This is a genomic window from Aquimarina latercula DSM 2041 (assembly GCF_000430645.1).
GTDB classification, from domain to species: Bacteria; Bacteroidota; Bacteroidia; order Flavobacteriales; family Flavobacteriaceae; genus Aquimarina; species Aquimarina latercula.
The window spans coordinates 121,148-146,851 of record NZ_KE387185.1; the positions used below are offsets into that span (position 1 = coordinate 121,148).

Genomic DNA, 25,704 nt, shown 5'->3' on the forward strand with positions numbered 1-25,704 from the left:
CAAAAACGTATTTCCAATGAATTATAGAAGTAGCTGTCAATCAATGGTTTTTGTCAATGTCAAGGTATTTTTGTTAAATAACCTACATAATTATCATCGGTAGGTATTTTTTAATACGAAACTCACAAATTTTAATAATCATGCCAAACACACACACCTTAAATTATCTTTACGATCCAGATATTTATCTGCTAAAAATATGGAGCAAAAAAATGCTCAAACCACTACTTTCTTTTTTGGTAATACTCTTATCATTTAATTTTGTATTCGCGCAATCCACCACAGAAAATAGTGGTATAGAAATCAATGGAAATACGGCTACATTATATTTTGAAAATCAACCGGAATGGACCGATTCTTTTAATTTCCTTTGTCTTAACAACAATTGTGTAGATGGAGCACTCAATACGCAAACCAATAGATGGGAAAGAACTATTTCTGCAATCGAAGGTGAAAGCTATCAAATACAAATCAAAATAAGTTCTTCCGTAGGAGGACAATTTATATCTGATATTATTACAGTCGTGGCTCAACAAATTGATGGTGACAATAATGCGGATCCTAGGTGTTCCGATGGTATTCAAAATCAAGGGGAAACTGAAATTGATTGTGGTGGACCTAATTGTTTACCTTGTGCTAATCCTAACAATGAAACCACAATACAAGCAGAATCAGGAAGCTTATTAGGAAGTGCTCAGTATTACAATGATCAAGCAGCTAGCCAAGGAAGTGGCGTAGCATATATAAGTGATGTTGGTGCTGGATTTAGATTACAAAATGTGCCTTCTGCAAACTCGGTAACTATAAAATATGCATCTCAACAATCTGGTACCTTATCGGTATTTGTTAATGAAAACGAGGCTGGAAATATTAACTTCTCATCTAATGGTAGTTGGGTAGGTAATTACACAACAGCGACCATAAATATAAATATTCCAGAAGGGGCAACCTTTGAAATTAAATATCAAAATGGCGATGCGGCAATGAATGTAGATGAACTTACATTCAGTGGTGATGGACAAAATCCTGATCCAACCTGCGATGATGGAATTCTAAATCAAGGAGAAACTGAAATAGATTGTGGAGGACCTAATTGTGAGCCTTGTGACAACCCTCCTATAGAAACCTGTAACGATGGAATTCTAAATAATGGAGAAACTGAAATAGACTGTGGAGGACCCAACTGTGAAGAATGCGACGATACAAACCCTACAAGAAACCCTGTAATAGCCCTCGATAATAACTCAGAAAAAGGAATTATACTCGTTGGAGGACAAGATGCTACCCAACCAGGGTTTAGTTTATACACCTTTGATAATGATAATGAATCACTACCTTTTAGTGATTGTTATGATAATTGTGAAACTAACTGGCCACCAGTTACAGTAGAAAATCCAGAAGAACTTATCATAACAACTCAGGTGAATAACACCTTCGATTTAGGGTTTGGAATTTCTGCAAGATGTGACGGAACCCTGCAAGTTACTTATAATAATAAACCGCTCTACTATTATACTAATGATACTACTCCTGGGGATACCAACGGTGATGAAATCGGCGGAGTGTGGCACCTAGTAATAAATACTTCGGATCCTGAACCGACCTGTAACGACGGCATACAAAATCAAGGAGAAACTGAAATTGATTGTGGTGGTCTTAATTGTGAACCGTGCGATAATGACAATCCACCAATAGATGGAGGAACATGTGGTGATTATGGATTAACAATCATTGATGGTCAAGGTGTAATCTACTCAAGTGCTGAACTTGGTCAAGCACTTTATATGTGTACTGGACCGGGATTTAATGGATGTGTTGCTCCTGATAAACTTGAAGATGGCTATTACCAAAGAATAATTCCCGTAACTATTGGAGAGACGTATAATCTTGCAATTCAAGGTGCTCCAAATGTAGAATTTAATGTGATAGCAGGAGAAGATCAATGTTATTTTGTACCTACCTGTAGCGATGGCGTACTAAATGGAAATGAAACAGGTATTGATTGCGGAGGTCCTGATTGTAATGCATGTCCAACCTGCGACGACGGTATACAAAACGGTGATGAAACTGGAGTAGATTGCGGCGGAAGCAATTGTAATATTGGGTGTGATGAAGTTTGTAACGGCACACCTAATCCTAATGCTAGTATTTCTGTTTCCAACGAAAGTGTAGAAAATGAAAATGACGGTATCATAACATTCGAGTTTGACGATGTAGCAGCAAGAAGTACACTGGAGTTTAGTATTGACGACGGAAATACATATCCACACTCTTCTGCAGATACTGCAGAATCATTCACTATTAATAACCTAGCTCCTGACAATTATAATATTTGGGTACGATGGGGAAATAATGATTGTCCAATTTTCTTAGGAGAGTTTAAGATTCTTGAAGGAGGCCCATTACCTACTTGTTCAGATGGTATTCTAAATCAAGGTGAAGAAAGAGTAGATTGTGGAGGACCCAACTGTGCTCCTTGTCCTGATAATCCTTGTGGAGATATTCCATTAGTAAATTACCCAAGACCCGCTTTACCAACTCCAATTATAGGTTCAGACGCAGCTCAAGGTTTTGCCTTTGATCTAGCAAATGATTTAAGTACAGTAAGCGTAAGAGTAGGAAATGTTGTTCAAATTCAATCTGGAGGAAACCCCGATTTTGAGTTCCATTGTTCCTGTAATCAAGTTACCTTTAGTAGTGTTCAAGTTACTGGAACAGCCTCTGTTCCTAGTGCTTGTAAAGACGCAGGAGATTTCTATTATTTCTTTAGATACAAAAAACAAGGAAATACTACAAACGATCCCGGAGATCGATATGTATACTCAGGATTATTTACCACAGCAGGTCAAAGAATCGATCCAGATAATAGACCAACAATAACTAGAGAAGGAGCAAATTGGATGAGATTTAGACATCCGCATGCTCAAGACGGTATTACTGAGGCTGTTTTTGATGCTCAACATAACTCTGATCTATTAAGAAATATGGATCGATACAATACTATCTTTACTGATGCAGCTAGCGGATTAATCATAGATCCAAGATTAACACGAGGCAATTCAAATACAACTCACCCTCATGGTGATGTGGATAATGCGCAAGTAGTGCGAATCGATTACATGGAAAAGGGAGACTCCTCTCCTCCAACCTATGCAAAAAGCGCTGGTCAAGATGCTGGAAAATGGGGATATGGTAATATTGTAACTTATGAAATTACCGCAGTTACTGGAGGTAGTGGTGCACAAACCTATAATACATTCCAAAACTATGTAATAGGTGAAGGACTAAATACTTTAGGAGATCCAAGACTATCACTTGCAGGAAAAGCAAGTACATATATGGTATTACCGGGATTCGGTTCACATGTGCAAATGGAAGCTGATGCAATATTTACGCAGCACATTATCACACTAACTAGTGAAGATGATGTAGATGACTTTCTAGAAGGACATCATATCTTTCACGGAGTTAGACACAGACGTAATGGTAATGATCCTGGCAACATTTTAGGAGAAGTAAATATAGGTACTACAAATTGTCAAGAATGTCATTTTAGAGATGGAAGAGGTTCTAAACTAGAAAGAACTCGCGATGGAGAAATGAGAGTTCCTCCACCAGTATACGGCGTAGGTATCTTGCAATACATTGCCGGAGCAGAAGCAAAACTTACATGGAATGGTGATGTTCCTACTGTAGAACAGCAAGTGAAAAATGCGTTAATCAATGATCACGGCATTAATCCTGATACTGATATTCCAACTAAAGACTTAAGACAACTCGTTGCATATACAGAATTCTTAACAGTGCCAACAAGAAGTCCTGGAGCTTATGATATTCCTGGCGTGGAAGAAGGTGATAAATCTTTTAATACAATTGGATGTACTACTTGTCACTCTCCAACGCAAAGAACAACTAGTTCTGCACCTCCAGAATTCCGTAATCTTATCATCAGACCTTATACCGATATGAAAATGCATACCGTTACGGATGATACATACAGAACTCCTCCGCTTTGGGGATTAGGACGAAATATTGATCTTTTGGAAAGAAACGGAAAAGCATTGCTGTTTATGCACGATGGTAGAGCAACAACACTTGAAGAAGCCATCCAAGCTCACGGTGGAGAAGCTAATGGTTCTAGAGCAGCCTATAATAGCTTAAGTGCTTCGGAAAAAGCAAACTTAATTAAATTCTTAAAAACTCTTTAAAACTCTAGGATTAGGAGAGGTAATTAATTTAAATATCTCTCCTTTTCTTTCAAAAAACAGATACAATGAAAAAATTAATCATATTTCTAACATTTTCCTGCATAGTTCAGTATGGATTTAGTCAAGTAAGTGTAAATCCAATAGTAGAATGCCCTCCCTGCAGACCTATTTCTGGGTGTGGAGTATGTTGGGAAAACCAACAACAAGCCAATAATTGCGAAATAAACAGGTCAGATGATTTCGACAATATAAAAGAATCTCAGCTTACAGTCTATCCGAGTCCAATAAAAAATGGAAATTTTTCTATTACATATAACAGAGAAATTACAGGAAAAATAAAAATCGTAAACCAACTAGGTGCAATCGTAAAAATTATAGAACCTTCTAGTGCTAAATCAAACCATATGACGATTAACGTCAATCTAGAAGCTGGACTATACTTTATGATATATTACGACACGAAAAGAAAAGAAAAAATCACTAAGAAATTATTGTTTACTAAATAGCTTTTGTTTTGACTGAGGGAAGGTTGTGCACAAATTTAAATTATTCATTACCAAACAACCTTCTCTTTTTCTTTTAATATTTCGATTATGTAAAATGATAATGAAATATAACTGATGAAGCTTTATGAACACCAAAAAAAAAGACAAAAATACCATCTTTGAAAAATCAATAACGATTGAAAATGGTTTCTACCTATTAATAACAAAAAGAGAAAATTCAAAAATCAATTTTCAAAATAGCAATGACACTAATGAAACATATTTTCAAATTCATTTCTGTGTAAAAGGTTCTGTCCTTTTGAAAGATCAAAACAACTCATCACGAACTTTAAATAACGGAAAATCTATATGTGTTCTCTATTCTGGATCTGAAGCACCATTTAGTTTTGCCCCTAATAGTGATTCTATAATTATCAGCATATTATTGACTATAAAAAAATTAAAACTATTATTTGCTTCTGGGAAGGATTTAACTTCATTATTATTAAATAGTGCTAATGAATATTATTATAAAGAATTTTCAACTTCTTCCTCATGCACTTTGGCTATGTTTCAGGTCTTAACAGAAAAATCAAAAAATACAATCAAAGAACTATTTATAAAAGCAAAAGCTTACGAAATACTCAGTCTCTTTATACATAATACGGAAGTTAGCAATCAAAAAAATAATAGCCCCCAATTAAGTCAAAAAGATATCCTAAATATAAAACAAGCTCATGATATAATTATCACTAGGATCTGTGAACCCCCAACCCTAATAGAACTATCAAATGAAGTATCATTACCATTAAAAAAACTTAAGATTGGATTTAAAGCAATATATGGAACAACGATTTACAATTTCGCATTGAATTACAAAATGAAAATTGCTTGTAAACTATTAATTTCAAAAAAACACTCCGTTAGTGAAATTGGGTTGGATATAGGATATAGCACAGCAAGCCACTTTATAGCTGCATTTAAAAAGAAATTTGGGACTACCCCAAAAAAATATGTCATGAATCTTAGTTAACTTATTGGTCTAATGGTTCCTTAACAGGAATTCCTTCTCCTTTTTGTAAAGAAACTATAGAATCATACATTCCCTTATCATCCTCATCCGCACCTCCTAATACGGATACAAACTCGAAATGCTCCAACAATTCTAGGATAAAGGGTAATTTATCCTTTTCTACGTCTACAATAATACGTTTCATCTCAATGCTTTTTTGATATTATAAAAATAAGAAAATATTATCTGAGAGTTCCTTGTTTATAATAATTTAACTTGCCAATAAAATTTACAAACAACAAAAAACATGAGCGTCTTATACATTTATTCCAGCATATTATCAACAATCATGCTATCAATAAGTCTTATTATAATTTTATGATCTATCCATAGAATAGTTTGTATTTTTACCTCTCGAAAAAGAAAAATTATGAGTAAAGGAGTACTTCTTGTCAATTTAGGATCCCCTGATAGTACGGATCCAAAAGATGTAAAGAAATATCTTGGCGAATTTTTAATGGATCCCCGTGTTATAGATGTACCATTATGGGCAAGAACTTTATTGGTTAAAGGTATAATCCTTAATACACGTCCAAAAAAATCCGCAGCAGCTTATAAAAAAATATGGTGGGATGAAGGTTCTCCGCTTATTGTTCTTTCTGAAAGACTACAGAAAAAAGTAGCTGAGCGAACTTCAATTCCTGTTGGGTTAGCAATGAGATATGGATCTCTAAACATCAAAAAAGGATTACAAGAATTACATGACAAAGGAGTGGACGAAGTTCTAATAATTCCTTTGTATCCCCAATTTGCAATGGCAACCACCGAAACTATTTTAGTACTTGCCGAAGAATTACGAAAGGAACATTTTCCGCAAATGAAATTTACGGATATTCCTGCATTTTATGATAAGAAGGAATATATTGAAGTATTGTCTAATAGTATTGCTGAAAAAATTAAAGATTTAGACTATGAACATCTTCTATTTAGCTATCATGGAGTTCCAGAAAGACATATAAGGAAAAGCGATGTTAGTAACGGAAACTGTAAAATGGATGGGAAATGTTGTTTTAAAAAAGGATCCGTACAACACGAATTTTGTTATCGTCACCAATGTGAAATGACAACTGTACAAGTAGCTAAAAAATTAGGATTAAAGAATGGCACATATTCTACATCATTTCAATCTAGATTAGGTTTCGATCCTTGGTTACAACCTTATACAGATAGAACTATCGAAAGAATGGGAAAAGAAGGAATTAAAAAAATGGCAATTGTTACTCCGGCATTCGTTTCTGATTGTTTAGAAACACTTGAAGAAATAGCCATGGAAGGCGAAGAAATTTTTCACGAAGTTGGTGGTAAAGAATTCACTACAATCCCTTGTCTTAATGATCGTGATGATTGGTCTGATGTTTTGGGGAATTGGGTTAATGAGTGGGCTGAAGCTAAAACCCCAGTTCTAAAATGACAAAAACAAGCTCTGAAGCTTTAGGAACACAACCCATTGGGAAACTCTTAATACAGCAAGCTGTTCCTGCATCCATAGGAATATTAGTCATGTCACTAAACATGATCGTTGATACTGCTTTTTTAGGAAACTGGATAGGCGGGTTAGCAATTTCGGCAGTACAAGTAGTTCTTCCTTTTACTTTTTTTATAGGAGCTATTGGTTTAGCAATAGGTATTGGAGGCAGTTCCGTTTTATCAAGGGCATTAGGATCTGGAGATCAAGATAAAGCATTAAGGGTTTTTGGAAATCAGACGACACTTACTTTTTTAATTTCTGGTTCATTAGCATTAATTGGATTATTATTTCAAGATTTTTTTATTGGTTTTCTGGGGGCCGAAGAATCTTTTAAAGAATACGCTCTTGTATACTATAAAATTGTTCTGTATGGTATTGTGATGTTATCCATGTCTATGATGGGTAATAATGTAATTCGCGCAGAAGGCAAACCAAAATTTGCGATGGTCGCTATGATATTACCAGCTATAGGTAATATTTTTCTAGATTATATTTTAATTAATGTTTTGGGATATGGAATGGAAGGAGCAGCCTGGGCCACTTTTATTAGCTATGCTATTTGCTTTGGATTTATACTATGGTTTTTTGTTGCTAAAAGCGAACTAAGATTAAATCTAGAATGCATAAAACTAAAAAAGAAAATTGTAAATGAAATAAGTGGTTTAAGCTTTGTAACCTTAGCCAGACAGGGCACCATTGCTGTTTTGGGAATTCTATTAAATAATGTACTTGGTAATTATGGTGATGAATTAGATATCGCATCTTACGGAATTATCAGAACAGTACTGATGTTTGCTTTATTCCCTGTAATTGGTGTTAATCAAGGATTTATGCCAATTGCCGGATATAATTATGGAGCAGAGAAATTTCAACGTGTCCGAGAATCTATTAATACGTCTATCACTTATGGAGGAATACTAGCTATTTTAATATTTACCATTATCATGGTTTTCCCGCAACAGTTTATCTCTATTTTTGTGAGCACTAAAGAATCATTAGATCCTGAAACACTTGCAAATAACAAAGAGATCCTAAATAGGACTCCTTCAGCATTACGAATTGTTTTTCTTGCAACTCCTGTAATCATTGTACAACTTATAGGATCAGCATATTTTCAGTCTATAGGAAAAGTAATCCCTGCACTATTGCTAAGCTTGACAAAACAAGGCTTCTTTTTAATTCCACTTATCCTATTATTACCTACATTTTTTGGAGTTTTTGGAGTTTGGATTGCGTTCCCTATAGCCGATGTACTCTCTACAATTCTTACGGGATATTACTTAAATAGAGAGGTTAGAAAAACTTTGGTGCTTCCAAAAAATGTTTAATTAATATAAGCACTAGATAAATCAAATATTTTATTTTCTATATTTAGATTTTAGTTTTGAAATATCCTTTACAACATTGTTATCAATAATAAAAAATGTATTGAATGAAACAAACCTTCGTCATTATTATTCTGGTATTTATTAATTGGACGTCAGTTTACACACAGGATATAGACATAAAACTCTATCAAAATATTCCGATGAGGGATGGTATCAAACTATCTGCAAACATCTATTTTCCTAACACTACTAAAAAATCGTATCCGGTAATACTTATATATACACCATATGTTAATGATGAGGCAGTTGAAAGAGGAATGTACTTTGCCAAGGAGGGTTATGTCTTTATTACACTCGATCTTAGAGGTAGAGGAAATTCTGAAGGAGAATATAGACCATTTGAAAAAGATGGGATGGACGGTTATGATGCCGTCCAATGGATAAGTCAACAGGATTGGTGTAATGGAAACATTGGTATGATGGGAGGGTCGTATCGAGGTATGGTCCAATGGATGACCTTAAAGAATAAACCAACAGCACTTAAAACCATTGTCCCCACTGCAGCAGTTGGACCAGGTATTGACTTTCCAAAATATGATGGAATATTTAGTAACTATGCTCTACAATGGTTAAATTTTACAGGTGGTAAAAGTAGAAATAACAATTTGTTTAATAATGGAACTTTTTGGAGTAATAAAGCGACTAAAAAATATAAAGAGTTTATTCCATATAAAGATTGGGATCTCCTAGCACTAAACAAACGTAATCCCGTTTTTCAAACCTGGATTTCTCATCCAGATTTTGATGAATACTGGCAAAATTTTTATCCTACTCCAAAAGAATATGAATCATTTGATCTACCTATTCTTACCATAACAGGAGCTTTTGATGCTGACCAACCAGGTGCAATGACCTATTATGAAGATCATATGAAATACGGAAATCCAGCGGGTAAAACCAATCATTATTTAATTTTTGGACCTTGGTCTCATGCCGGCACACGTAAACCAGAAACGGAATTGGGAGGTCTTACCTTCGGAAGTGATTCTAAACTGGATATGAAAAAACTCCATTTGGAATGGTTTAATTGGACACTCAAAAATGAGAAAAAACCAAGGTTCTTAAAAGATCGGGTAAACTATTATATAATGGGCCAAAACAAGTGGATGTACGCCAATCAAATGGATGCTATTTCAAATGACACGATCACTTACTACTTATCTAGTCCAAATTCTGATGCAAAATTATTAATTGATCCGGGACATCTTTCACCCCAAATATCCTCAGTGCCTGACACTGATATTATTGCATATGATCCTTTGGATACGGAAAATACAGCAAGTTATTCGGGATCGGATTACTATACAGCACCGATACCAATAGAAGAAAAAGGAAGAATACTATATGTCTCTAATAAACTAGATAACACCACCACAATAATCGGAAGATTCGAAGTAGGGCTATATATATCTTTAGATGTTCCTGATACAGATCTACAAGTTTCACTAAACGTAGTTAATGAAGCTGGCCAAGTTAAATATATAGGATCTGATATGCTTCGGTTAAGATATCGCGAGGGATTGAATCAACCAAAATTAGCAGTGCCTGATGAAGTCTTCTTCTGTAAATTTGATACACCGTTTATCACAGCTCTTGAATTAAAAAAAGGAAGTAGATTTATTTTTTCTATCAATTCTATAAACTCTAAGTATCTACAAAAAAATTATAACTCTGGCAAAGACGTTTCGCTGGAAACAAAAGAAGATGCTAAAAAAGCAGAAATCACAATTTATCATTCTCCAGAAAACCCCAGTTACATAAAGATCCCTATAAATAGTAAAAAGTAATCTAGGAAATTCTTCTAAAACAGATTAACATTAGTATAAATAGATTTAAAATCATACTATCAAAAATAGCAATTGAATCAACTAAGGTTAAAATTACGTGAAAATCTTTCTCAATAGCCATTTATTCCAGATTTTAGTAGACCATCAAATCTACTAATTATGAATTTTTATGTACTAAGGCATAATCTCTAAACTCAACTAAATGTACTCAAGAATTTTTACACTTACTCTGATTGCTATTCTTATGATTGGCAATTTTTCATCATTAAACGCGCAAACATTTAACGAGGAACTATACGATGCATTAGAATATCGATTAGTTGGTCCTTTTAGAGGAGGCCGAAGTGCCGCTGTAACAGGTGTTCCTGGAAAACCAAATCTTTTTTATTTTGGAGCCACTGGTGGTGGTGTATGGAAGACAACCGACGGTGGACGTACCTGGGAAAATATATCTGATGGTTTTTTCGGAGGATCGATTGGTTCTATTTCTGTTTCTAAAAGTGATCCTAATGTTATTTATGTTGGTGGTGGTGAAAAAACACTTCGCGGAAATGTATCTTCTGGTTATGGAGTATGGAAAAGCGTAGACGCTGGAAAAACTTGGAACCAATCTGGTCTTCCTAAAAGTAGGCATATTCCAAGAATAGCGATACACCCAACCAATCCAGATATTGTATATGCCGGTGTTCTAGGAAATATTTATAAACCTACTCAAGATCGCGGTGTTTATAAAAGTATTGATGGTGGAAAGACTTGGAATAAAGTATTATTTGCTAATCAAAATGCTGGTGCAGTGGATCTAACATTAGATCCTAATAATCCTAGAATTCTGTATGCATCGACTTGGAATGCAAGAAGAACACCTTACAGCTTAAGCTCTGGAGGTAATGGTTCTGCACTATGGAAAAGTACAGATAGTGGAAAAAATTGGAAAGAAATATCTAAAAACAAAGGTTTTGCAAAAGACACCTTAGGGATTATGGGAGTTACCGTTTCTCCTGTTAATAGTGAAAGAGTATGGGCAATTGTAGAAAATAAGGAAAAAGGTGGTGTTTATAGAAGTGATGATGGCGGCGAAACTTGGAGTCAACTTAATAGTGATCGCAGTCTTCGTCAACGTGCTTGGTATTATTCTCGTATTTACGCTGATCCAAAAGACAAAGATGTCGTATATGTAGTTAACGTATCTTACCATAAAAGTAAAGATGGTGGAAAAAACTTTAGTAGTTTTAGAGCACCACACGGCGATCATCATGATTTATGGATCGCTCCAGAAAATCCTAAACGAATGGTTATTGGTGATGATGGTGGTGCGCAGATCACTTATGACGGTGGTGAAACTTGGAGTACATACCATAATCAGCCAACTTCTCAATTTTACAGAGTTACCACCGATAATAGTTTTCCTTATAGAATTTATGCAGCGCAACAAGATAATTCTACTATTAGAATTAATCACAGAAGCACAGGTTGGTCTATTTCTGAAGATGATTGGGAATCTACAGCAGGAGGAGAATCTGCACACATTGCTATAGACCCAAAAGATAACGACATTGTTTATGGAGGTAGTTACGACGGGTTCTTAACTAGAGTAAATCATAAAACCGAAACCGTAAGATCTATTAGTGTTTGGCCAGACAACCCAATGGGGCATGGAGCAGAAGACATGAAATATCGTTTTCAATGGAATTTTCCGATTATGTTTTCAAAACACAATCCAAATAGATTATATACTTTTTCAAATCAGGTTCACGTAACCGAAAATGAAGGTCAAAGCTGGAAAGTAATTAGCCCTGATCTTACTAGAAATGACCCAAGCAAACTTAAATCTTCTGGAGGTCCAATTACTCAAGATAATACATCTGTTGAATATTACTGTACTATTTTTGCTGCTGCTGAAAGTCCTATAAAAGAAGGATTATTATGGACCGGAAGTGATGATGGATTAGTTCATGTAAGTAAAGATGGTGGAAAAAACTGGAGTAATGTGACTCCCAAAGGGATGCCAGAATGGATGATGATCAATAGCATAGAACCTAGTAGTTTTGACGAGGGAACTTGTTATATTGCTGGTACTCGTTATAAGTCCGGGGATTTTGCTCCATATCTTTATAAAACTACAAATTATGGACAATCTTGGACTAAAATTACTAGTGGAATAGATGGTGAACATTTTACACGTGTACTTCGTGCAGATCCAAAACGAAAAGGACTATTATACGCCGGTACAGAAACAGGAATGTACATTTCTTTTAACGACGGTATAAGCTGGAAACCATTTCAATTAAATCTTCCTATTGTACCAATAACAGACCTTGTCATTAAAGACAATAACTTGATAGTAGCAACGCAAGGTAGAAGTCTTTGGATCATCGATGATCTTACCGTATTACACCAACTTAGTAATAGTTTAAAAACTCAAGAAAACATCTTATTCAAACCTAAAAATACATATAGAATGCGTGGTGGTGGAAGAAAAGGTTCTAAAACTGAAGGAACCAATCATCCTAGCGGTGTAATTACTTATTTTAACCTTAAGAACTTTGATAAAGAAAAAGATACCGTTTCATTAACATATTTTAATACTAAAGGCGATACTATCAAATCTTTTAGTACCAAATCAAAAGAGAAAAAAGACAAATTAAGTGATCTAAAAAAAGGAGCCAATCAATTTAACTGGAATATGCGTGGTGCTGGTGCAGAAAAATTAAAAGGAATGATTTTATGGTGGGCAAATCTTGATGGTCCTAAAGCTGTTCCTGGAAATTATAAGGTAAGCTTAAATGTAAATGGAAAAAAGGTTTCGCAACCGTTTACCATTTTAGCAGATCCAAGAGCAGAAGCTACAGCGCAACAAATGCAACAGCAATTCGATTTTATTACTAGCGTAAATGAAATGGTAGACAAAGCACATCAGTCCATCAAAAAAATAAGGAAGATCAACAATCAATTAAAATCTTTCTCGAAACAATATAAAGATGATGACAAGACAAAAGATTTAGTTACTAAAGCTAAAGATTTACAAAAGCAGTTTGGAGAAATCGAGAAAGCACTATATCAAACTAAAAACCGAAGTGGTCAGGACCCTTTAAATTTTCCTATAAAATTGACCAATAAATTAGGGCATCTAAATTCATTAGTGGGAATGGGAGATTTTGGACCAACGGAACAAGATATAGCTGTAAAAAATGAACTTACCAAACAGATTAATGAGCAACTAAACTCTTTTGATAAATTAATTTCGGAAGAAATAAAAAGCTTTAACTCAGAATTCAATACCTTGCAGCTTAATTATCTTTTTGTAGAGTAATACATGCAAGAATACTATAACTATATAAAAGCCCTGCACCTAATCTTTGTTATTACATGGTTTGCAGGGCTTTTCTATATCCCTAGATTGTTTATTTATCAAATCGAAGCCTCTCAAAAACCTTCTCCTGATAAAGAGATTTTAGGTAATCAACTAAAATTAATGGCTAAACGCTTATGGTATATTATCACATGGCCATCAGCGATATTAGCAACAACTTTTGCCATTTGTCTTTTGATTTTAAGGCCTATGCTTTTAGATCTTCCTTGGATGCACGTAAAACTAGGGTTTGTTGTTTTACTAATTATATACCATCTTAAAAGCCATCAGATATTCAAACAACTACAAATTGGTGTTGTTACATGGACCTCTAATCAAATGAGGTTATGGAATGAAGGAGCTACCATTATACTCTTTGCTGTTATATTTTTAGTAATTGTTAGAGATGCAGTTAATTGGATTTATGGAGTTGTTGGTATTCTATTGCTTGCTATTTTATTAATGCTTGGAATAAAGTTTTACAAAAGAATAAGAGAAAAAAATCCAAATGCTTAAAAATATAGTTTCCCATTACAATTGAGCTTTTTCCCAAAAACATATTCAATAAAAAATAATCATACTGTCACAATAAGACAAGCAGTATCTGATGATGCGTCAAATTTATTAAAACTAAAACTTCAATATCTAAAAAATACTGAGACGCTCCCTTTATTTGAAAACGAATATCCAAATGACATTGATCAAGAGAGAGATTTTATAGAAAGGTTTCAGTCAGAGAAAAACAGTATTATTTTGGTAGCCTTATGTGATGATGTAATGATCGGAAATATAGATCTCACAGGAAGTTGGCGAAAAAAAATGGAACATACTGGAATGATCGGAATGGGAATTCATACGCAGTGGCAAAATCAAGGCATTGGAACATTATTGCTTCAAAACGCAATAGATTGGGCACATCAAAACGAAATATTAAAAGTAATTTGGTTAGAAGTATATGAAAGTAATCAATCTGGAATTGCTTTATATAAGAAAACTGGCTTTACACAATCAGGTATTATTCCTAATTTCTTTCTAGAAAAAGATGTATATATTGATAAAATTATTATGTACAGAGAGGTATAACTACTAAAAATCATCTAGATCACGCCTAAAATCATTCTCAAGAGCTTCACCTCACTACTTTTATGTATCTTCGTGTAATTTTTTAATCCAGTACTGATATAAGCATATGATCAAATCAATGACAGGTTTTGGGAAGTCTATCCTTCAACTTCCTACAAAGAAAATTACTATTGAAGTAAAATCTTTAAACAGCAAAAACTTAGACCTAAACACTAGAATACCTTCTCAATATCGTGAAAAAGAGCTGGAAATGCGTAAAACCATTGCTAAAACCTTAGAAAGAGGTAAAGTAGACTTTAGTTTATATGTAGAAGTAACTGGAGAAGAAAACTCTACTAAAATCAATGAATCTATAGTAAAAGATTACATGAAACAACTAGGTTCTATCTCTGTTTATGCTAAGCAAGAAGAATTAGAGTTGATAAAAATGGCCGTTCGAATGCCAGATGCTTTAAAAACAGAGCGTGCGGAAGTTGATAAAAAGGAATTTGAAGCTATAAAAGGAGGTTTATCTGATGCTCTTAAAGCTATAGAAAACTATAGGCTTGATGAAGGAAAAGCTTTAGAAAAGGATTTTATTACTCGCGTTAAAAACATTGGGGATTTACTTGAAAAAGTAATTGCAATTGATCCAGAGCGTATCGAAGTAGTTAGAGAACGTTTACACAAAGCAGTCTCTGAATTAAAGGAACAAGTTGACGAAAATCGTTTTGAACAAGAATTGGTATATTATTTAGAAAAATTTGATATCACAGAAGAAAAAGTACGACTTGCCAACCATTTAGAATACTTTACTACCACTATAAATACTAAAGATTCTAATGGTAAAAAATTAGGATTCATTACACAAGAAATTGGTCGAGAGATTAATACTATTGGAAGTAAATCTAATTATGCTCCAATGCAACAACTGGTAGTTCAGATGAAAGATGAATTAGAAAAAATCAAAGAACAGTTGCTAAATATTTTATAGCGATTTAGGACTATATTTTATAAAAAAGTGGATTTACATAATCCTTTACCCTTCTGGTAAAATTTATATAGATGAAACAAGGAAAACTTATAGTATTGTCTGCACCATCAGGCAGTGGAAAAACTACTTTAGTTAAATATTTACTACATAAAGAAGAATTAAATTTAGATTTTTCTATTTCTGCTGCTTCTAGAGAACCGCGAGGTGCAGAAGTACACGGAAAAGATTATTATTTTCTTTCTTTAAGAGAGTTTAAAGACAAAATCAAAGCAGATGAGTTTTTAGAATGGGAAGAAGTATACCGAGATAATTTTTACGGCACCCTAAAAAAAGAAGTGCAACGTATCTGGGACAAAGGAAAGCATGTAATTTTTGATATTGATGTAGTTGGAGGATTAGATATTAAAAGAATCTATCCTGATCGTACATTAGCTATTTTTGTAAAACCACCAAGTATTGAAGAATTAAAAATTCGCCTTAAAAAACGTAAAACTGAATCAGAAGATAAAATCAATATGCGAGTTGCCAAAGCGTCTACTGAATTAGCTACTGCTCCACAGTTTGATGCTATCGTTACCAATGATGATTTAGAAAAAGCAAAAGCAGAAGTGTTACAACTAGTCAAAAAATTTATTTTAGGATAAATATAGATTTCTAATGAAAAAAATAGGTTTATACTTCGGAACATTTAACCCTATTCATGTAGGTCACTTGGCTATTGCGAATCATATGGCAGAATATTCTGATCTTGATGAAATATGGATGGTCGTAACACCCCATAACCCTTTTAAAAAGAAGAGCTCCCTATTGGATAATAATCATAGATTAGAAATGGTCTATAGAGCTACCGAATCCTATCCTAAACTAAAACCAAGTGATATTGAATTTAAACTACCTCAGCCAAATTATACAGTTCACACATTAGCACATCTACAAGAAAAGTATGATAACCATCAATTCAATTTGATTATGGGAGAGGACAACCTTAAAAGCTTCCATAAATGGAAAAACTACGAGGTTATTCTAGAAAATCACAATGTTTATGTATATCCTCGAATTTCTGAAGGCATAACGGATCATCAATTCAAGAATCATATTAAGATTCAAAAAGTCAATGCCCCTATTATGGAAATTTCTTCAACCTTTATACGAAAAGCCATTTCTGAAGACAAAAACATCAGACCACTATTATCCAAAGAAGTGTGGGAATATATTGATGAAATGAATTTCTACAGATAACCTAAAAAATTCTTATGTAAATTAAGAACTACAGAGAATTGATGTGTTCCTATATCAGGAAACGGATTTCCATTAGTTGATATATTGTAACCATAAAATATATTTACATCACCGAAAATACCTAGACCAATCTTAGGGGTAATTACAAAATCATTAGTGTCAAAATTAGTTTGGTATTTTCCCTCTACACCAAGATTTAGTAAAGGGATCATATTTATTTCATATCCTATTTTTACTCCATAAACATCATTACCACTTATGGGAGTCCATTCTATAGCAACATAATAATCATTAGAAAAAAAACCAACATCACTATAAGTGCAGGTATGTCTTGATAATCCAATTTCTGAATAAAAAGAATTCTGAACACCTGCACCAACTCGTGCCGAAAATCGTTTATAGGTAGTAGAAAGAGAATTTGTCCTATACCCCATTTCTGTAATGCTATCTTGAGATTTTGAATTTACTCTTGATTTATCTTGGCCAGAAACAAATGAAATATAAAATAAAGTAATTACAACTAGGAAGAAACCTTTTCTTTCCATAACAACTTATTCCCCAGGAAAATCAGCTTTTCTTTTTTCTAAAAACGCCGTAGTTCCTTCTTTAAAATCCTCTGTTCCAAAGCAATTGCCAAACTCTTTTATTTCTGTTTTAAAACCATTCACACCATCTTCATAAGCCGCATTCACCGCATTAATTGCAGCACCTATAGCTACCGACGAATTTCTCATAATTTTACTTGCCAACTTTTCTGCAAGCGGTAACAATTCTTCTTGTAAAACAACATGATTTACTAATCCATAATTTAAAGCCTGATTAGCATCAATCATTCCTGCTGTCATAATCATTTCCATAGCTCTTCCTTTACCAACCAATTGAGGTAAACGCTGGGTCCCTCCATATCCCGGTATTACCCCTAAAGACACTTCTGGCAATCCCATTTTAGCATTATCACTTGCAATCCTAAAATGTGCAGACATAGCTAACTCCAATCCGCCACCAAGTGCAAAACCATTTACAGCTGCAATTACTGGTGTTGATAAATTCGCGACAAAATCAAAAAGTAATTCTTGTCCCTTAGCTGCCAATTGACCTCCTTGATCAACAGAAAAATTAGCAAATTCGCTAATATCAGCACCAGCTACAAAAGCCTTTTCTCCACTTCCAGTTATAATAATTACTTTCGTTTTAACATCTTTATTTGCCTCATCAAACGCATCGTGTAATTCCTGAATTGTTTCTTTATTTAATGCATTTAATTTTGATGGACGATTAATTGTAATCGTTGTTATACCGCTATTGTGAGTTGTGAGAATATTATTATACATTATTTATATTGTTTGTTTATTGTTTTAAATCTCTTTCGAAGTACAAATAGAAATACATGCCCAATCCAAAATCTTCTACATCAGTAGACACCAATCTCCATCCATCTTTAGCATAAAGATCTAATTTTTCCTGAATATCTTTGGAAGAAGATTTTAAGATATGTTCTTTATCCAAGGTAAGTTTTGAATAGTAAATCAAAGATTCTAATTTATACTCTTTCATGATTTTTTCGTTAATATGTTCGTATTACAATTTTGGGAATTTCACTTTAAAAACTGTTCCCTTTCCTTCTTGAGATGTAAAGGTAATACTTCCGTTATACGTTTCCACAATATTTTTAACCATACCCAGTCCTAACCCCATACCACTACTTTTGGTTGTAAATTTGGGTTCGAATATTTTCTTTTTGTTTTCTTCGGTAATCCCAACTCCATTATCAGCAACCGTAATCACAACATCATCTTTTTCTGTAAATACATTTACCATAATTTTCGGAGTATGATCCTCTGATATTGCTTGTATTGCATTTTTTACCAAATTTGTTACCACACGTATTAATTGGGTTCTATCAAACTTGGCAATAATTTCTTCTTTTTCTGATGGAAAAACAATGTAATGTTCATTAAAAATATCCAAAGCCAACCCCACAATTTTTACAACATCCAAAGTTTCACTTTTCTGCGCTGGCATTTGAGCAAAATTAGAAAATGCCGAAGCTATTGAACTCATAGTATCAATTTGTTGGATTAATGTATCACTATATTCTTTTACTTTTTTCTCAATAGTAGGATCGTTAGGATCAAACTTACGCTCAAAACTTTGAACAGTCAATCTCATAGGAGTAAGTGGGTTTTTAATTTCATGAGCTACTTGTTTTGCCATTTCTCTCCAAGCGGCTTCCCGCTCACTTTTAGCCAACATTGCAGCACTTTCTTCTAATTCATCGATCATACTATTATAGGCATTCACAAGTGAATAAATCTCATCACTAGAATCACCTATTCTTATTCTCTTATTACGTTTATCTAAACGGGTCTGATCTATTGTATCAGAAATAGTTTTTAGAGATCTAGTTATGTATTTTGATAAAAAATAAGCTAAAACTATTGCAATTAAAAGCATTAATAAATACACTTGACCCAATCTTGTAAGAGATTCCCATAATTCACGAGAAAAGAAATTATCATCTTCTAAGTATGGTAAATTAAGGATCGCTAAAGGTTTTGATTTATAATCCTTGATATATGTGTAAGAGGATAAAAAATGTTCTCCATTTTTTTCTGAAACTCCTAGGTATCTTTTTTCATATCCACTACCTAAAGTGTCGATAATATGTTGGTTAAGCTGTTTATCAACCGTATCATTAACAAAAGTCTCTTCGGATTTAACCAATAGTTTACCAGATAGACTATAAATATTAATTGGTAATGTATGCTCTTGAGATATTTGATTGATTTTCTTCTTCTCTTTAAAAATTAGAGCAACGTTCTCTTCTATAACAGGATAGGTAGTACTACTTAATGCATTATTTATAGCTATTTTAATCCGTTCTTCCTTTCTTTCTAATCGCTCACGATGATATTCTTCTGCTTCTTCTTTATATTGATATACAGTAATAGCCGCAACCAATACAGAAGCCAACAGAACTAACACGGTCATAGAAATAAAAATCCTCGTTCTAAGAGAGAGTTTGGTAAGCTTCATAGTATTCTTTGAGACGTAAATATAACAAATATCACACCAAAAAAACTTTAAAACAACGCTAGATTATAACCTAGCTACCTTATGTTTTATAGGAGGTAATTGACTAAATTTACTTAGTTTTGATACTATGGACAATGAGCCTTTACTTTCTGTCAAAAACCTAAATGTTTCTTTTTCTTCAGAAAAGAAAGAAATACAGGTACTATATGATATTTCATTTGATATAAAGCCCAACGAAATACTTGGTGTTGTAGGGGAATCCGGTAGTGGGAAATCAGTTACTTCTCTGGCAGTTATGGGATTACTTTCAAAAAAAACAGCAAAAGTTTCTGGTGAGATTTTCTACCGTGATAATGACTTACTTGATTTTGACGATAAAAAATTACGTTCTATCCGTGGCAATGAAATTGCCATGATTTTTCAAGAACCTATGAGTTCTTTAAATCCTTCAATGAAATGTGGCAAGCAGGTTATAGAAATTTTATTACAACATACTAAGTTTACCAAGTCCGAAGCCAAAGAAGAAGTACTCTCTTTGTTCGAAAAAGTAAAACTTCCAGATGAAGTTCGTGCCTATAATTCTTATCCTCATGAACTAAGTGGTGGCCAAAAACAACGTATAATGATTGCCATGGCAATTGCGTGTAAACCGAAACTACTTATTGCCGACGAACCTACTACCGCACTAGATGTTACAGTACAAAAAGAAATCATTAGTTTACTCAAAGAGCTTCAGAAAGAATACAAAATGAGTATTCTATTTATTTCTCATGATTTATCATTGGTTTCTGAAATTGCTGACAATGTTTTAGTAGTTTATAAAGGAAAAATGGTAGAACAGAATACTACTTCCGAAATCTTTAATAGCCCTCAAAAAGAATACACAAAAGCATTAATTTATGCAAGACCATCTTTAGATATTAGGTATAAAAGATTACCGACCATACAAGATTATCTAAACGATCAAAAAAAAGAAAGACAACAAATTACCAAAACAGACAGAGAAGAGCATCATAAAGAATTATATAGCAACACACCATTGCTAGAAGTAAAAAATGTAGAAAAAACATTTTTCTCTAAAGTTGGTTGGTTTGGTAAAAAGGAGTTCAGAGCAGTTGACGGAGTTAGTTTTTCGTTATACGAAGGTGAAACGCTAGGTCTTGTTGGAGAATCCGGATGTGGAAAATCTACTTTAGGAAATACCATTCTTCAATTGGATAAAGCTGACCAAGGAGAAATTTTATATAAAGGTCAGGATCTAACAGAACTTTCTCCATCATCTATACGAGTTCTAAGAAAAGATATCCAATTGATATTTCAAGATCCATTTGCTTCACTAAACCCTAGAATGACTATTGGTAAGGCAATTATGGAACCCATGAAAGCTCATAAATTATATGCTGATGATACTGAACGTAAAAAAGAAACAATTAGCCTCTTAGAACGAGTTGGACTGGATCCTTCATATTTTAATCGATATCCTCACGAATTTAGTGGCGGGCAGCGTCAAAGGATTGGTATTGCCAGAACCATAGCCCTTCAACCAAAGTTAATCATCTGCGATGAATCCGTAAGTGCTCTTGATATATCAGTTCAGGCTCAAGTTCTTAATTTATTAAATGAATTAAAAGAGAAATTTGGATTTACTTATATATTTATTTCTCATGATCTTGCTGTAGTAAAGTATATGTCAGATCAATTATTGGTTATGAACCAAGGTAAAATTGAAGAACAAGGTGATGCAGATATTATCTACGAAAACCCTAAAAAAGAATACACAAAAAAACTCATCAATGCCATCCCAAAGGGTATTTGATATAATTACCACAACATTTCTTTTTAAGAATTATCATCACCAATGATGTTTACTTATTTGTTTATAAGCACACCAAGTTTTAAATAACAAAACTTAACGTGATGAAAACAAATAGCATAAAAAATATCAAAAAGATAGTCTTAGCAATTGCAATATTATTCTTTATTTCTTGCGAAACCGACATTCCAGAAACTGATACAACTACTCCTACTTTTTCCTTTAATATTTCTGGGGATGGTTTTAATAGAACATTTACTCAAGATGATGATTTTTCTAGCATACAACTTAACTTGCGCACAGATACAACATATGATTTTATCTTTTCGGGAGCGGATACTGGTGGCGTAGAGAGAATCTCTTGGCAATATCCACATGATTACATCGAGTTTTCCGAAGAAATCCCTGCACCTTGGGAGACCACTACGCTTACATTTCTTTCTAGCTCTATCTATTGGAATGGTGATCCTACTAATCCAACAACCGGGAACATCTTAGCAGGAAAATTAGTAACTAATGGAGAATCAATAAGTATCTCATTTTCTTTTCTTGTAAAAGATTTTGGAGGATTAGATGGTTCGTCTAATACTATAGAGAAATCGATGACTATCTATATAGACAATCAAAATACAGAACTTATTTCTTTATAATCCATATTTGGTCAAATATCTTTCCTATCCAAAGACCTATTCAAAAACACTTGAATAGGTCTTTTTAAATCTAAATGTTTACCTCTTGCTATAAACCTACACTAATAGCAAACATTAAACTTAAAATGATGAAAACAACAATGAAATTTTTAACGTATGTAATAATGGCTTTTGCCTTAGTATTAACTTCTTGTGATGGAGAAGATGGAGCAAATGGACTCGATGGAGCCATTGGTCCAGCAGGTCAAGACGGAAATGCTAATGTACTTGTAAAAACAGTAGATAATGTAACATGGTCAGCCGGAACCTATCTTGGAGGGGCCGCAAATGAATTTGTTATTACAGATACTGACATTGATCAAGATATATTAGATAATTCGTTAATCCTAGTCTATTTTCAATTATTTGGAGATGACATATGGTTTCCTATGACATATAATTTCCCTTTTTCAGATGGTACAGATGAAGTCATAACATTTACCTACAGTCTCGATACATTGACTATATACGCATTATCATCTTCGGGACCGCTAAACGCACAAATAACAAAACTAAAATATGTTATCATAGAAGGTACAGCAACCAGTAGTGACAATTTTGAAAACTTTGAGGACCTTCAATCTTTCTATAATCTGGACTAGTCAATATAAAGTCGACAGCATAATCCTTTGCTACCCTTTATTTGTACTTTGCAACCTTAATATGCCTTGCATATTAAGGTTTGCTTTTTTAGAATTAATCTAAAATTAATTTTTACACAAGCATCCTATTTTGTAGTTTTAGAACACGAATTATAAATCAACTCACCAATGGGAATTTTTGACGAAATAAAAAAGAAGCTAAGTAATGAATTTATAGATATTGTAGAATGGTTAGATAATACACAGGATACCATTGTACATAGATTCGAACGTTATCAAAATGAAATAAAAAATGGTGCTCAATTAATCGTAAGAGAAGGGCAAACAGCTGTTTTTATTAACGAAGGTCAATTAGCCGATGTATTTGAGCCTGGAACCTACACTTTAAATACTCAAAACTTGCCAATTTTAACAACATTAAAAGGTTGGAAGTATGGGTTTAATAGCCCGTTTAAAGCAGAAATATATTTTGTGAACACACGTCTTTTTACAGATGAAAAATGGGGTACAAAAAACCCAATAACATTAAATGATGACCGTTTCGGTCTGGTAGAAATTAGAGCCTTTGGAACGTATGCATTTAAAGTCAGTGATCCAGGTAAATTTATAGTAGATATCGTAGGTACAGATGCTAATTTCACGAGTTTTGAAATTAACGAACATCTTAAAAGTTTAATCTCTACTCGTTTTACCGATACTGTCGGAGAGGCTAACTTTCCAATAGAATTATATGCCGCTAACACTACTGAACTATCAGAAACCTGTCAAGAAGTAATGCAACCAGAATTTAATTCTGTTGGTATTTCCTTGGAACGCTTCTTTATAGAGAATGTTTCTATGCCGGAAGATCTGAAAAAAGAAATTTTTGAATATAGTAGAATTGATAAGATTGACCTTGATAAATTAACCAAATTCAAAACTGCCAAAGCGATAGAAGCAGCCGCTGCAAATGAAGGAGGTACCGCAGGAGCAGGAATGGGAATGGGAATGGGATTTGTACTAGCACAACAGATGGGCGGAATGATGAATCCAATGGCAACACAACAACAAGCACAACCTCAGCAATCTGCACCAATTGCTCCACCGCCAATGCCAGTGCAAGTGCAATATTTCTATGCGATAAACGGACAACAAGCCGGACCAGTATCTTTTGATCAGTTAAAATCTTTATTTGCTAATAGAACAGTAAATAAAGATTCTCTAGTATGGAAACAAGGAATGGCAAATTGGTCCGCTATAAAGGATGTAGAAGAATTAAAATCATTTTTAGGAGGTAATACTCCTCCTCCACTTCCGGGAGCTTAATAAAATAAATATGCTTTTTATCCTTTCTTTCGTTTTACCCGAAAGAAAGGATAACTTTGTACAACCTCTACTATCATAATTCCTGAATGGAAGAAGAAAAAAAAATATTTTCTGAACAAAAGAAATCTTGTGCTAATTGTGGTGCCGAATTAACCTATAAACCTGGTACCTCTGAAATTAAATGTGATTATTGTGGTCATGAAGAAACCATTGATCAACAAGAAGATGAATTTAAAGAACTTGAGCTAAAACCTTATCTCGAGGAAATGGGATCTCTTTCCCATTCTGAAGAGATTACAATGCTTCATTGTAAAAACTGTGGTGCTAATCAACATATAGAAGAAAATTATAAATCATTACACTGTGTATATTGTACCATGCCTCTAATTATAGAGGATGCATACAAAGAAGATTGGATTCTTCCTGGAGCTGTCCTCCCTTTTCAATTTGATCAAAAAAAATCACATGAAATTTTTACAAAATGGGTAAAAGAATTATGGTTTGCTCCAAATAATCTTAAAAAAGCTGCTTTGGACCCTGAGCATACTAAGGGTCTATACCTTCCCTATTGGACATTTGATGCTCAGTTATACGCGACGTATACAGGACAAAGAGGAGATTATTATTATGTTAGCGTTCCTTACACTAAAACAGTAAACGGAAAAACTGTTAGAGGTACGAGACAAGAACAAAGAACAAGATGGACTCCTGCAAGCGGAAGTGTTAGTGGTTTTGTAGATGATACACTGATAAAAGCATCAAATCAAAGGAAAAACCCAATTCCTTCGAAAATTGCGCATTGGAATCTTAAAGCGTTAGAACCTTTTAATACTAGTTTTTTAGCAGGCTTTGTTACAGAAAAATACACTATACCATTAAAGGATGGTCATTTATCTTCTACCCAAGAAGCGGAAAGAATAGCACGTTCCTGGTCGCGTCACGATATTGGAGGTGATACGCAAAGAGTACATTCTGTAAATATGAGTCTATCAGAAGAAACATTTAAACATATTTTGCTTCCGGTCTATATTAGCGCCTACCAATACAATGGAAAGAAATATAATTTTTTTGTAAATGGTCAAACTGGAAAAATATCTGGAAAAAGACCCTATTCCTTTTGGAAAATATTTTTCTTTGTACTTTTTATAATAGCTCTAATTTTATTAATTATTTGGTTAGCCGATACCTATGGAAATCAACAATAAGA

Annotated in this window: 22 protein-coding genes; 17 read left to right on the forward strand and 5 right to left on the reverse strand. The window is 33.7% G+C overall.

Annotated features, from left to right (window positions below; all coding sequences use genetic code 11):
* Nucleotides 1–140: 140 nt before the first annotated feature.
* From H526_RS0118490 to H526_RS0118500, 3 genes are all read left to right on the forward strand, one after another.
* Complete coding sequence (locus H526_RS0118490; protein ID WP_027394366.1) at nucleotides 141–4,208, forward strand: di-heme oxidoredictase family protein; 4,068 nt, start codon at nucleotides 141–143, stop codon at nucleotides 4,206–4,208.
* 65 nt (nucleotides 4,209–4,273) lie between these two features.
* On the forward strand, nucleotides 4,274–4,714 hold the full coding sequence (locus tag H526_RS0118495; protein WP_027394367.1) for a T9SS type A sorting domain-containing protein: 441 nt from the start codon (nucleotides 4,274–4,276) through the stop codon (nucleotides 4,712–4,714).
* 124 nt (nucleotides 4,715–4,838) lie between these two features.
* A complete protein-coding gene (locus H526_RS0118500) occupies nucleotides 4,839–5,726 on the forward strand; it encodes a helix-turn-helix domain-containing protein (RefSeq protein WP_027394368.1) in 888 nt (295 codons plus the stop codon).
* 1 nt (nucleotide 5,727) lies between these two features.
* On the opposite strand, the gene H526_RS0118505 is transcribed toward H526_RS0118500, so the two are convergent.
* Entirely contained in the window at nucleotides 5,728–5,910 is a 183-nt protein-coding gene (locus H526_RS0118505) for a hypothetical protein (protein ID WP_027394369.1), read from the reverse strand.
* A gap of 225 nt (nucleotides 5,911–6,135) precedes the next feature.
* Here H526_RS0118505 and hemH point away from each other — a divergent pair, with 225 nt between their 5' ends.
* From hemH to nadD, 9 genes are all read left to right on the forward strand, one after another.
* Nucleotides 6,136–7,176 carry a ferrochelatase gene (gene hemH / locus H526_RS0118510; RefSeq protein ID WP_027394370.1) on the forward strand — a complete coding sequence of 347 codons (1,041 nt, stop codon included), beginning with the start codon at nucleotides 6,136–6,138 and terminating at the stop codon, nucleotides 7,174–7,176.
* Complete coding sequence (locus H526_RS0118515) at nucleotides 7,173–8,561, forward strand: MATE family efflux transporter (protein WP_027394371.1); 1,389 nt, start codon at nucleotides 7,173–7,175, stop codon at nucleotides 8,559–8,561. The genes hemH and H526_RS0118515 overlap by 4 nt, the downstream gene beginning before the upstream one ends.
* 104 nt (nucleotides 8,562–8,665) lie before the next feature.
* The gene (locus H526_RS0118520) at nucleotides 8,666–10,408 is read left to right on the forward strand and encodes a CocE/NonD family hydrolase (RefSeq protein WP_027394372.1); all 1,743 of its coding nucleotides are present in this window, start codon (nucleotides 8,666–8,668) and stop codon (nucleotides 10,406–10,408) included.
* 244 nt (nucleotides 10,409–10,652) lie between these two features.
* Nucleotides 10,653–13,718, forward strand: a complete 3,066-nt coding sequence (locus tag H526_RS0118525; protein ID WP_051336325.1) for a VPS10 domain-containing protein — start codon at nucleotides 10,653–10,655, stop codon at nucleotides 13,716–13,718.
* 3 nt (nucleotides 13,719–13,721) lie between these two features.
* Nucleotides 13,722–14,273, forward strand: a complete 552-nt coding sequence (locus tag H526_RS0118530; RefSeq protein ID WP_027394374.1) for a CopD family protein — start codon at nucleotides 13,722–13,724, stop codon at nucleotides 14,271–14,273.
* A 21-nt stretch (nucleotides 14,274–14,294) separates the two neighbouring features.
* The gene (locus H526_RS0118535; protein WP_027394375.1) at nucleotides 14,295–14,840 is read left to right on the forward strand and encodes a GNAT family N-acetyltransferase; all 546 of its coding nucleotides are present in this window, start codon (nucleotides 14,295–14,297) and stop codon (nucleotides 14,838–14,840) included.
* Between the two features lie 106 nt (nucleotides 14,841–14,946).
* The gene (locus tag H526_RS0118540) at nucleotides 14,947–15,813 is read left to right on the forward strand and encodes a YicC/YloC family endoribonuclease (RefSeq protein WP_027394376.1); all 867 of its coding nucleotides are present in this window, start codon (nucleotides 14,947–14,949) and stop codon (nucleotides 15,811–15,813) included.
* Nucleotides 15,814–15,884: 71 nt separating this feature from the next.
* Nucleotides 15,885–16,457 (forward strand): guanylate kinase, encoded by a 573-nt coding sequence (gmk, locus tag H526_RS0118545; protein ID WP_027394377.1) that lies wholly within the window; start codon nucleotides 15,885–15,887, stop codon nucleotides 16,455–16,457.
* A gap of 13 nt (nucleotides 16,458–16,470) precedes the next feature.
* Nucleotides 16,471–17,052: a nicotinate (nicotinamide) nucleotide adenylyltransferase gene (gene nadD / locus H526_RS0118550; RefSeq protein ID WP_027394378.1), complete on the forward strand. Its 582-nt coding sequence runs from the start codon at nucleotides 16,471–16,473 to the stop codon at nucleotides 17,050–17,052.
* Here nadD and H526_RS0118555 read toward each other — a convergent pair.
* The 4 genes from H526_RS0118555 to H526_RS0118570 are packed head-to-tail and all read right to left on the reverse strand — an operon-like array spanning nucleotide 17,043 to nucleotide 20,088.
* The gene (locus H526_RS0118555) at nucleotides 17,043–17,597 is read right to left on the reverse strand and encodes a hypothetical protein (protein WP_027394379.1); all 555 of its coding nucleotides are present in this window, start codon (nucleotides 17,595–17,597) and stop codon (nucleotides 17,043–17,045) included. The genes nadD and H526_RS0118555 overlap by 10 nt on opposite strands.
* A gap of 6 nt (nucleotides 17,598–17,603) precedes the next feature.
* Nucleotides 17,604–18,386 carry an enoyl-CoA hydratase/isomerase family protein gene (locus tag H526_RS0118560; protein WP_027394380.1) on the reverse strand — a complete coding sequence of 261 codons (783 nt, stop codon included), beginning with the start codon at nucleotides 18,384–18,386 and terminating at the stop codon, nucleotides 17,604–17,606.
* Nucleotides 18,387–18,399: 13 nt separating this feature from the next.
* On the reverse strand, nucleotides 18,400–18,606 hold the full coding sequence (locus tag H526_RS0118565; RefSeq protein ID WP_027394381.1) for a DUF4177 domain-containing protein: 207 nt from the start codon (nucleotides 18,604–18,606) through the stop codon (nucleotides 18,400–18,402).
* A gap of 24 nt (nucleotides 18,607–18,630) precedes the next feature.
* Nucleotides 18,631–20,088, reverse strand: a complete 1,458-nt coding sequence (locus H526_RS0118570) for a sensor histidine kinase (protein ID WP_027394382.1) — start codon at nucleotides 20,086–20,088, stop codon at nucleotides 18,631–18,633.
* 127 nt (nucleotides 20,089–20,215) lie between these two features.
* On the opposite strand from H526_RS0118570, the gene H526_RS0118575 reads away from it, so the two are divergent.
* The 5 genes from H526_RS0118575 (at nucleotide 20,216) to H526_RS0118595 (ending at nucleotide 25,702) form a co-directional block, all read left to right on the forward strand.
* Nucleotides 20,216–21,904: an ABC transporter ATP-binding protein gene (locus H526_RS0118575; protein WP_027394383.1), complete on the forward strand. Its 1,689-nt coding sequence runs from the start codon at nucleotides 20,216–20,218 to the stop codon at nucleotides 21,902–21,904.
* Nucleotides 21,905–22,005: 101 nt separating this feature from the next.
* Nucleotides 22,006–22,551 (forward strand): hypothetical protein, encoded by a 546-nt coding sequence (locus H526_RS0118580; RefSeq protein WP_027394384.1) that lies wholly within the window; start codon nucleotides 22,006–22,008, stop codon nucleotides 22,549–22,551.
* A 128-nt stretch (nucleotides 22,552–22,679) separates the two neighbouring features.
* On the forward strand, nucleotides 22,680–23,192 hold the full coding sequence (locus H526_RS0118585; RefSeq protein ID WP_155839732.1) for a hypothetical protein: 513 nt from the start codon (nucleotides 22,680–22,682) through the stop codon (nucleotides 23,190–23,192).
* 168 nt (nucleotides 23,193–23,360) lie between these two features.
* Nucleotides 23,361–24,497, forward strand: a complete 1,137-nt coding sequence (locus H526_RS0118590) for an SPFH domain-containing protein (RefSeq protein ID WP_027394386.1) — start codon at nucleotides 23,361–23,363, stop codon at nucleotides 24,495–24,497.
* A gap of 86 nt (nucleotides 24,498–24,583) precedes the next feature.
* Nucleotides 24,584–25,702 (forward strand): TFIIB-type zinc ribbon-containing protein, encoded by a 1,119-nt coding sequence (locus tag H526_RS0118595; protein ID WP_027394387.1) that lies wholly within the window; start codon nucleotides 24,584–24,586, stop codon nucleotides 25,700–25,702.
* Nucleotides 25,703–25,704: the final 2 nt, after the last annotated feature.

Bases quoted from the DNA above. Each gene is read 5' to 3' on its own strand.
- H526_RS0118490 (WP_027394366.1), top strand. From the start codon at position 141: ATGCCAAACACACACACCTTAAATTATCTTTACGATCCAGATATTTAT.
- H526_RS0118495 (WP_027394367.1), top strand. From the start codon at position 4,274: ATGAAAAAATTAATCATATTTCTAACATTTTCCTGCATAGTTCAGTAT.
- H526_RS0118500 (WP_027394368.1), top strand. From the start codon at position 4,839: ATGAACACCAAAAAAAAAGACAAAAATACCATCTTTGAAAAATCAATA.
- H526_RS0118505 (WP_027394369.1), bottom strand. From the start codon at position 5,910: ATGAAACGTATTATTGTAGACGTAGAAAAGGATAAATTACCCTTTATC.
- hemH (WP_027394370.1), top strand. From the start codon at position 6,136: ATGAGTAAAGGAGTACTTCTTGTCAATTTAGGATCCCCTGATAGTACG.
- H526_RS0118515 (WP_027394371.1), top strand. From the start codon at position 7,173: ATGACAAAAACAAGCTCTGAAGCTTTAGGAACACAACCCATTGGGAAA.
- H526_RS0118520 (WP_027394372.1), top strand. From the start codon at position 8,666: ATGAAACAAACCTTCGTCATTATTATTCTGGTATTTATTAATTGGACG.
- H526_RS0118525 (WP_051336325.1), top strand. From the start codon at position 10,653: ATGATTGGCAATTTTTCATCATTAAACGCGCAAACATTTAACGAGGAA.
- H526_RS0118530 (WP_027394374.1), top strand. From the start codon at position 13,722: ATGCAAGAATACTATAACTATATAAAAGCCCTGCACCTAATCTTTGTT.
- H526_RS0118540 (WP_027394376.1), top strand. From the start codon at position 14,947: ATGATCAAATCAATGACAGGTTTTGGGAAGTCTATCCTTCAACTTCCT.
- gmk (WP_027394377.1), top strand. From the start codon at position 15,885: ATGAAACAAGGAAAACTTATAGTATTGTCTGCACCATCAGGCAGTGGA.
- nadD (WP_027394378.1), top strand. From the start codon at position 16,471: ATGAAAAAAATAGGTTTATACTTCGGAACATTTAACCCTATTCATGTA.
- H526_RS0118555 (WP_027394379.1), bottom strand. From the start codon at position 17,597: ATGGAAAGAAAAGGTTTCTTCCTAGTTGTAATTACTTTATTTTATATT.
- H526_RS0118565 (WP_027394381.1), bottom strand. From the start codon at position 18,606: ATGAAAGAGTATAAATTAGAATCTTTGATTTACTATTCAAAACTTACC.
- H526_RS0118570 (WP_027394382.1), bottom strand. From the start codon at position 20,088: ATGAAGCTTACCAAACTCTCTCTTAGAACGAGGATTTTTATTTCTATG.
- H526_RS0118575 (WP_027394383.1), top strand. From the start codon at position 20,216: ATGGACAATGAGCCTTTACTTTCTGTCAAAAACCTAAATGTTTCTTTT.
- H526_RS0118580 (WP_027394384.1), top strand. From the start codon at position 22,006: ATGAAAACAAATAGCATAAAAAATATCAAAAAGATAGTCTTAGCAATT.
- H526_RS0118585 (WP_155839732.1), top strand. From the start codon at position 22,680: ATGAAAACAACAATGAAATTTTTAACGTATGTAATAATGGCTTTTGCC.
- H526_RS0118590 (WP_027394386.1), top strand. From the start codon at position 23,361: ATGGGAATTTTTGACGAAATAAAAAAGAAGCTAAGTAATGAATTTATA.
- H526_RS0118595 (WP_027394387.1), top strand. From the start codon at position 24,584: ATGGAAGAAGAAAAAAAAATATTTTCTGAACAAAAGAAATCTTGTGCT.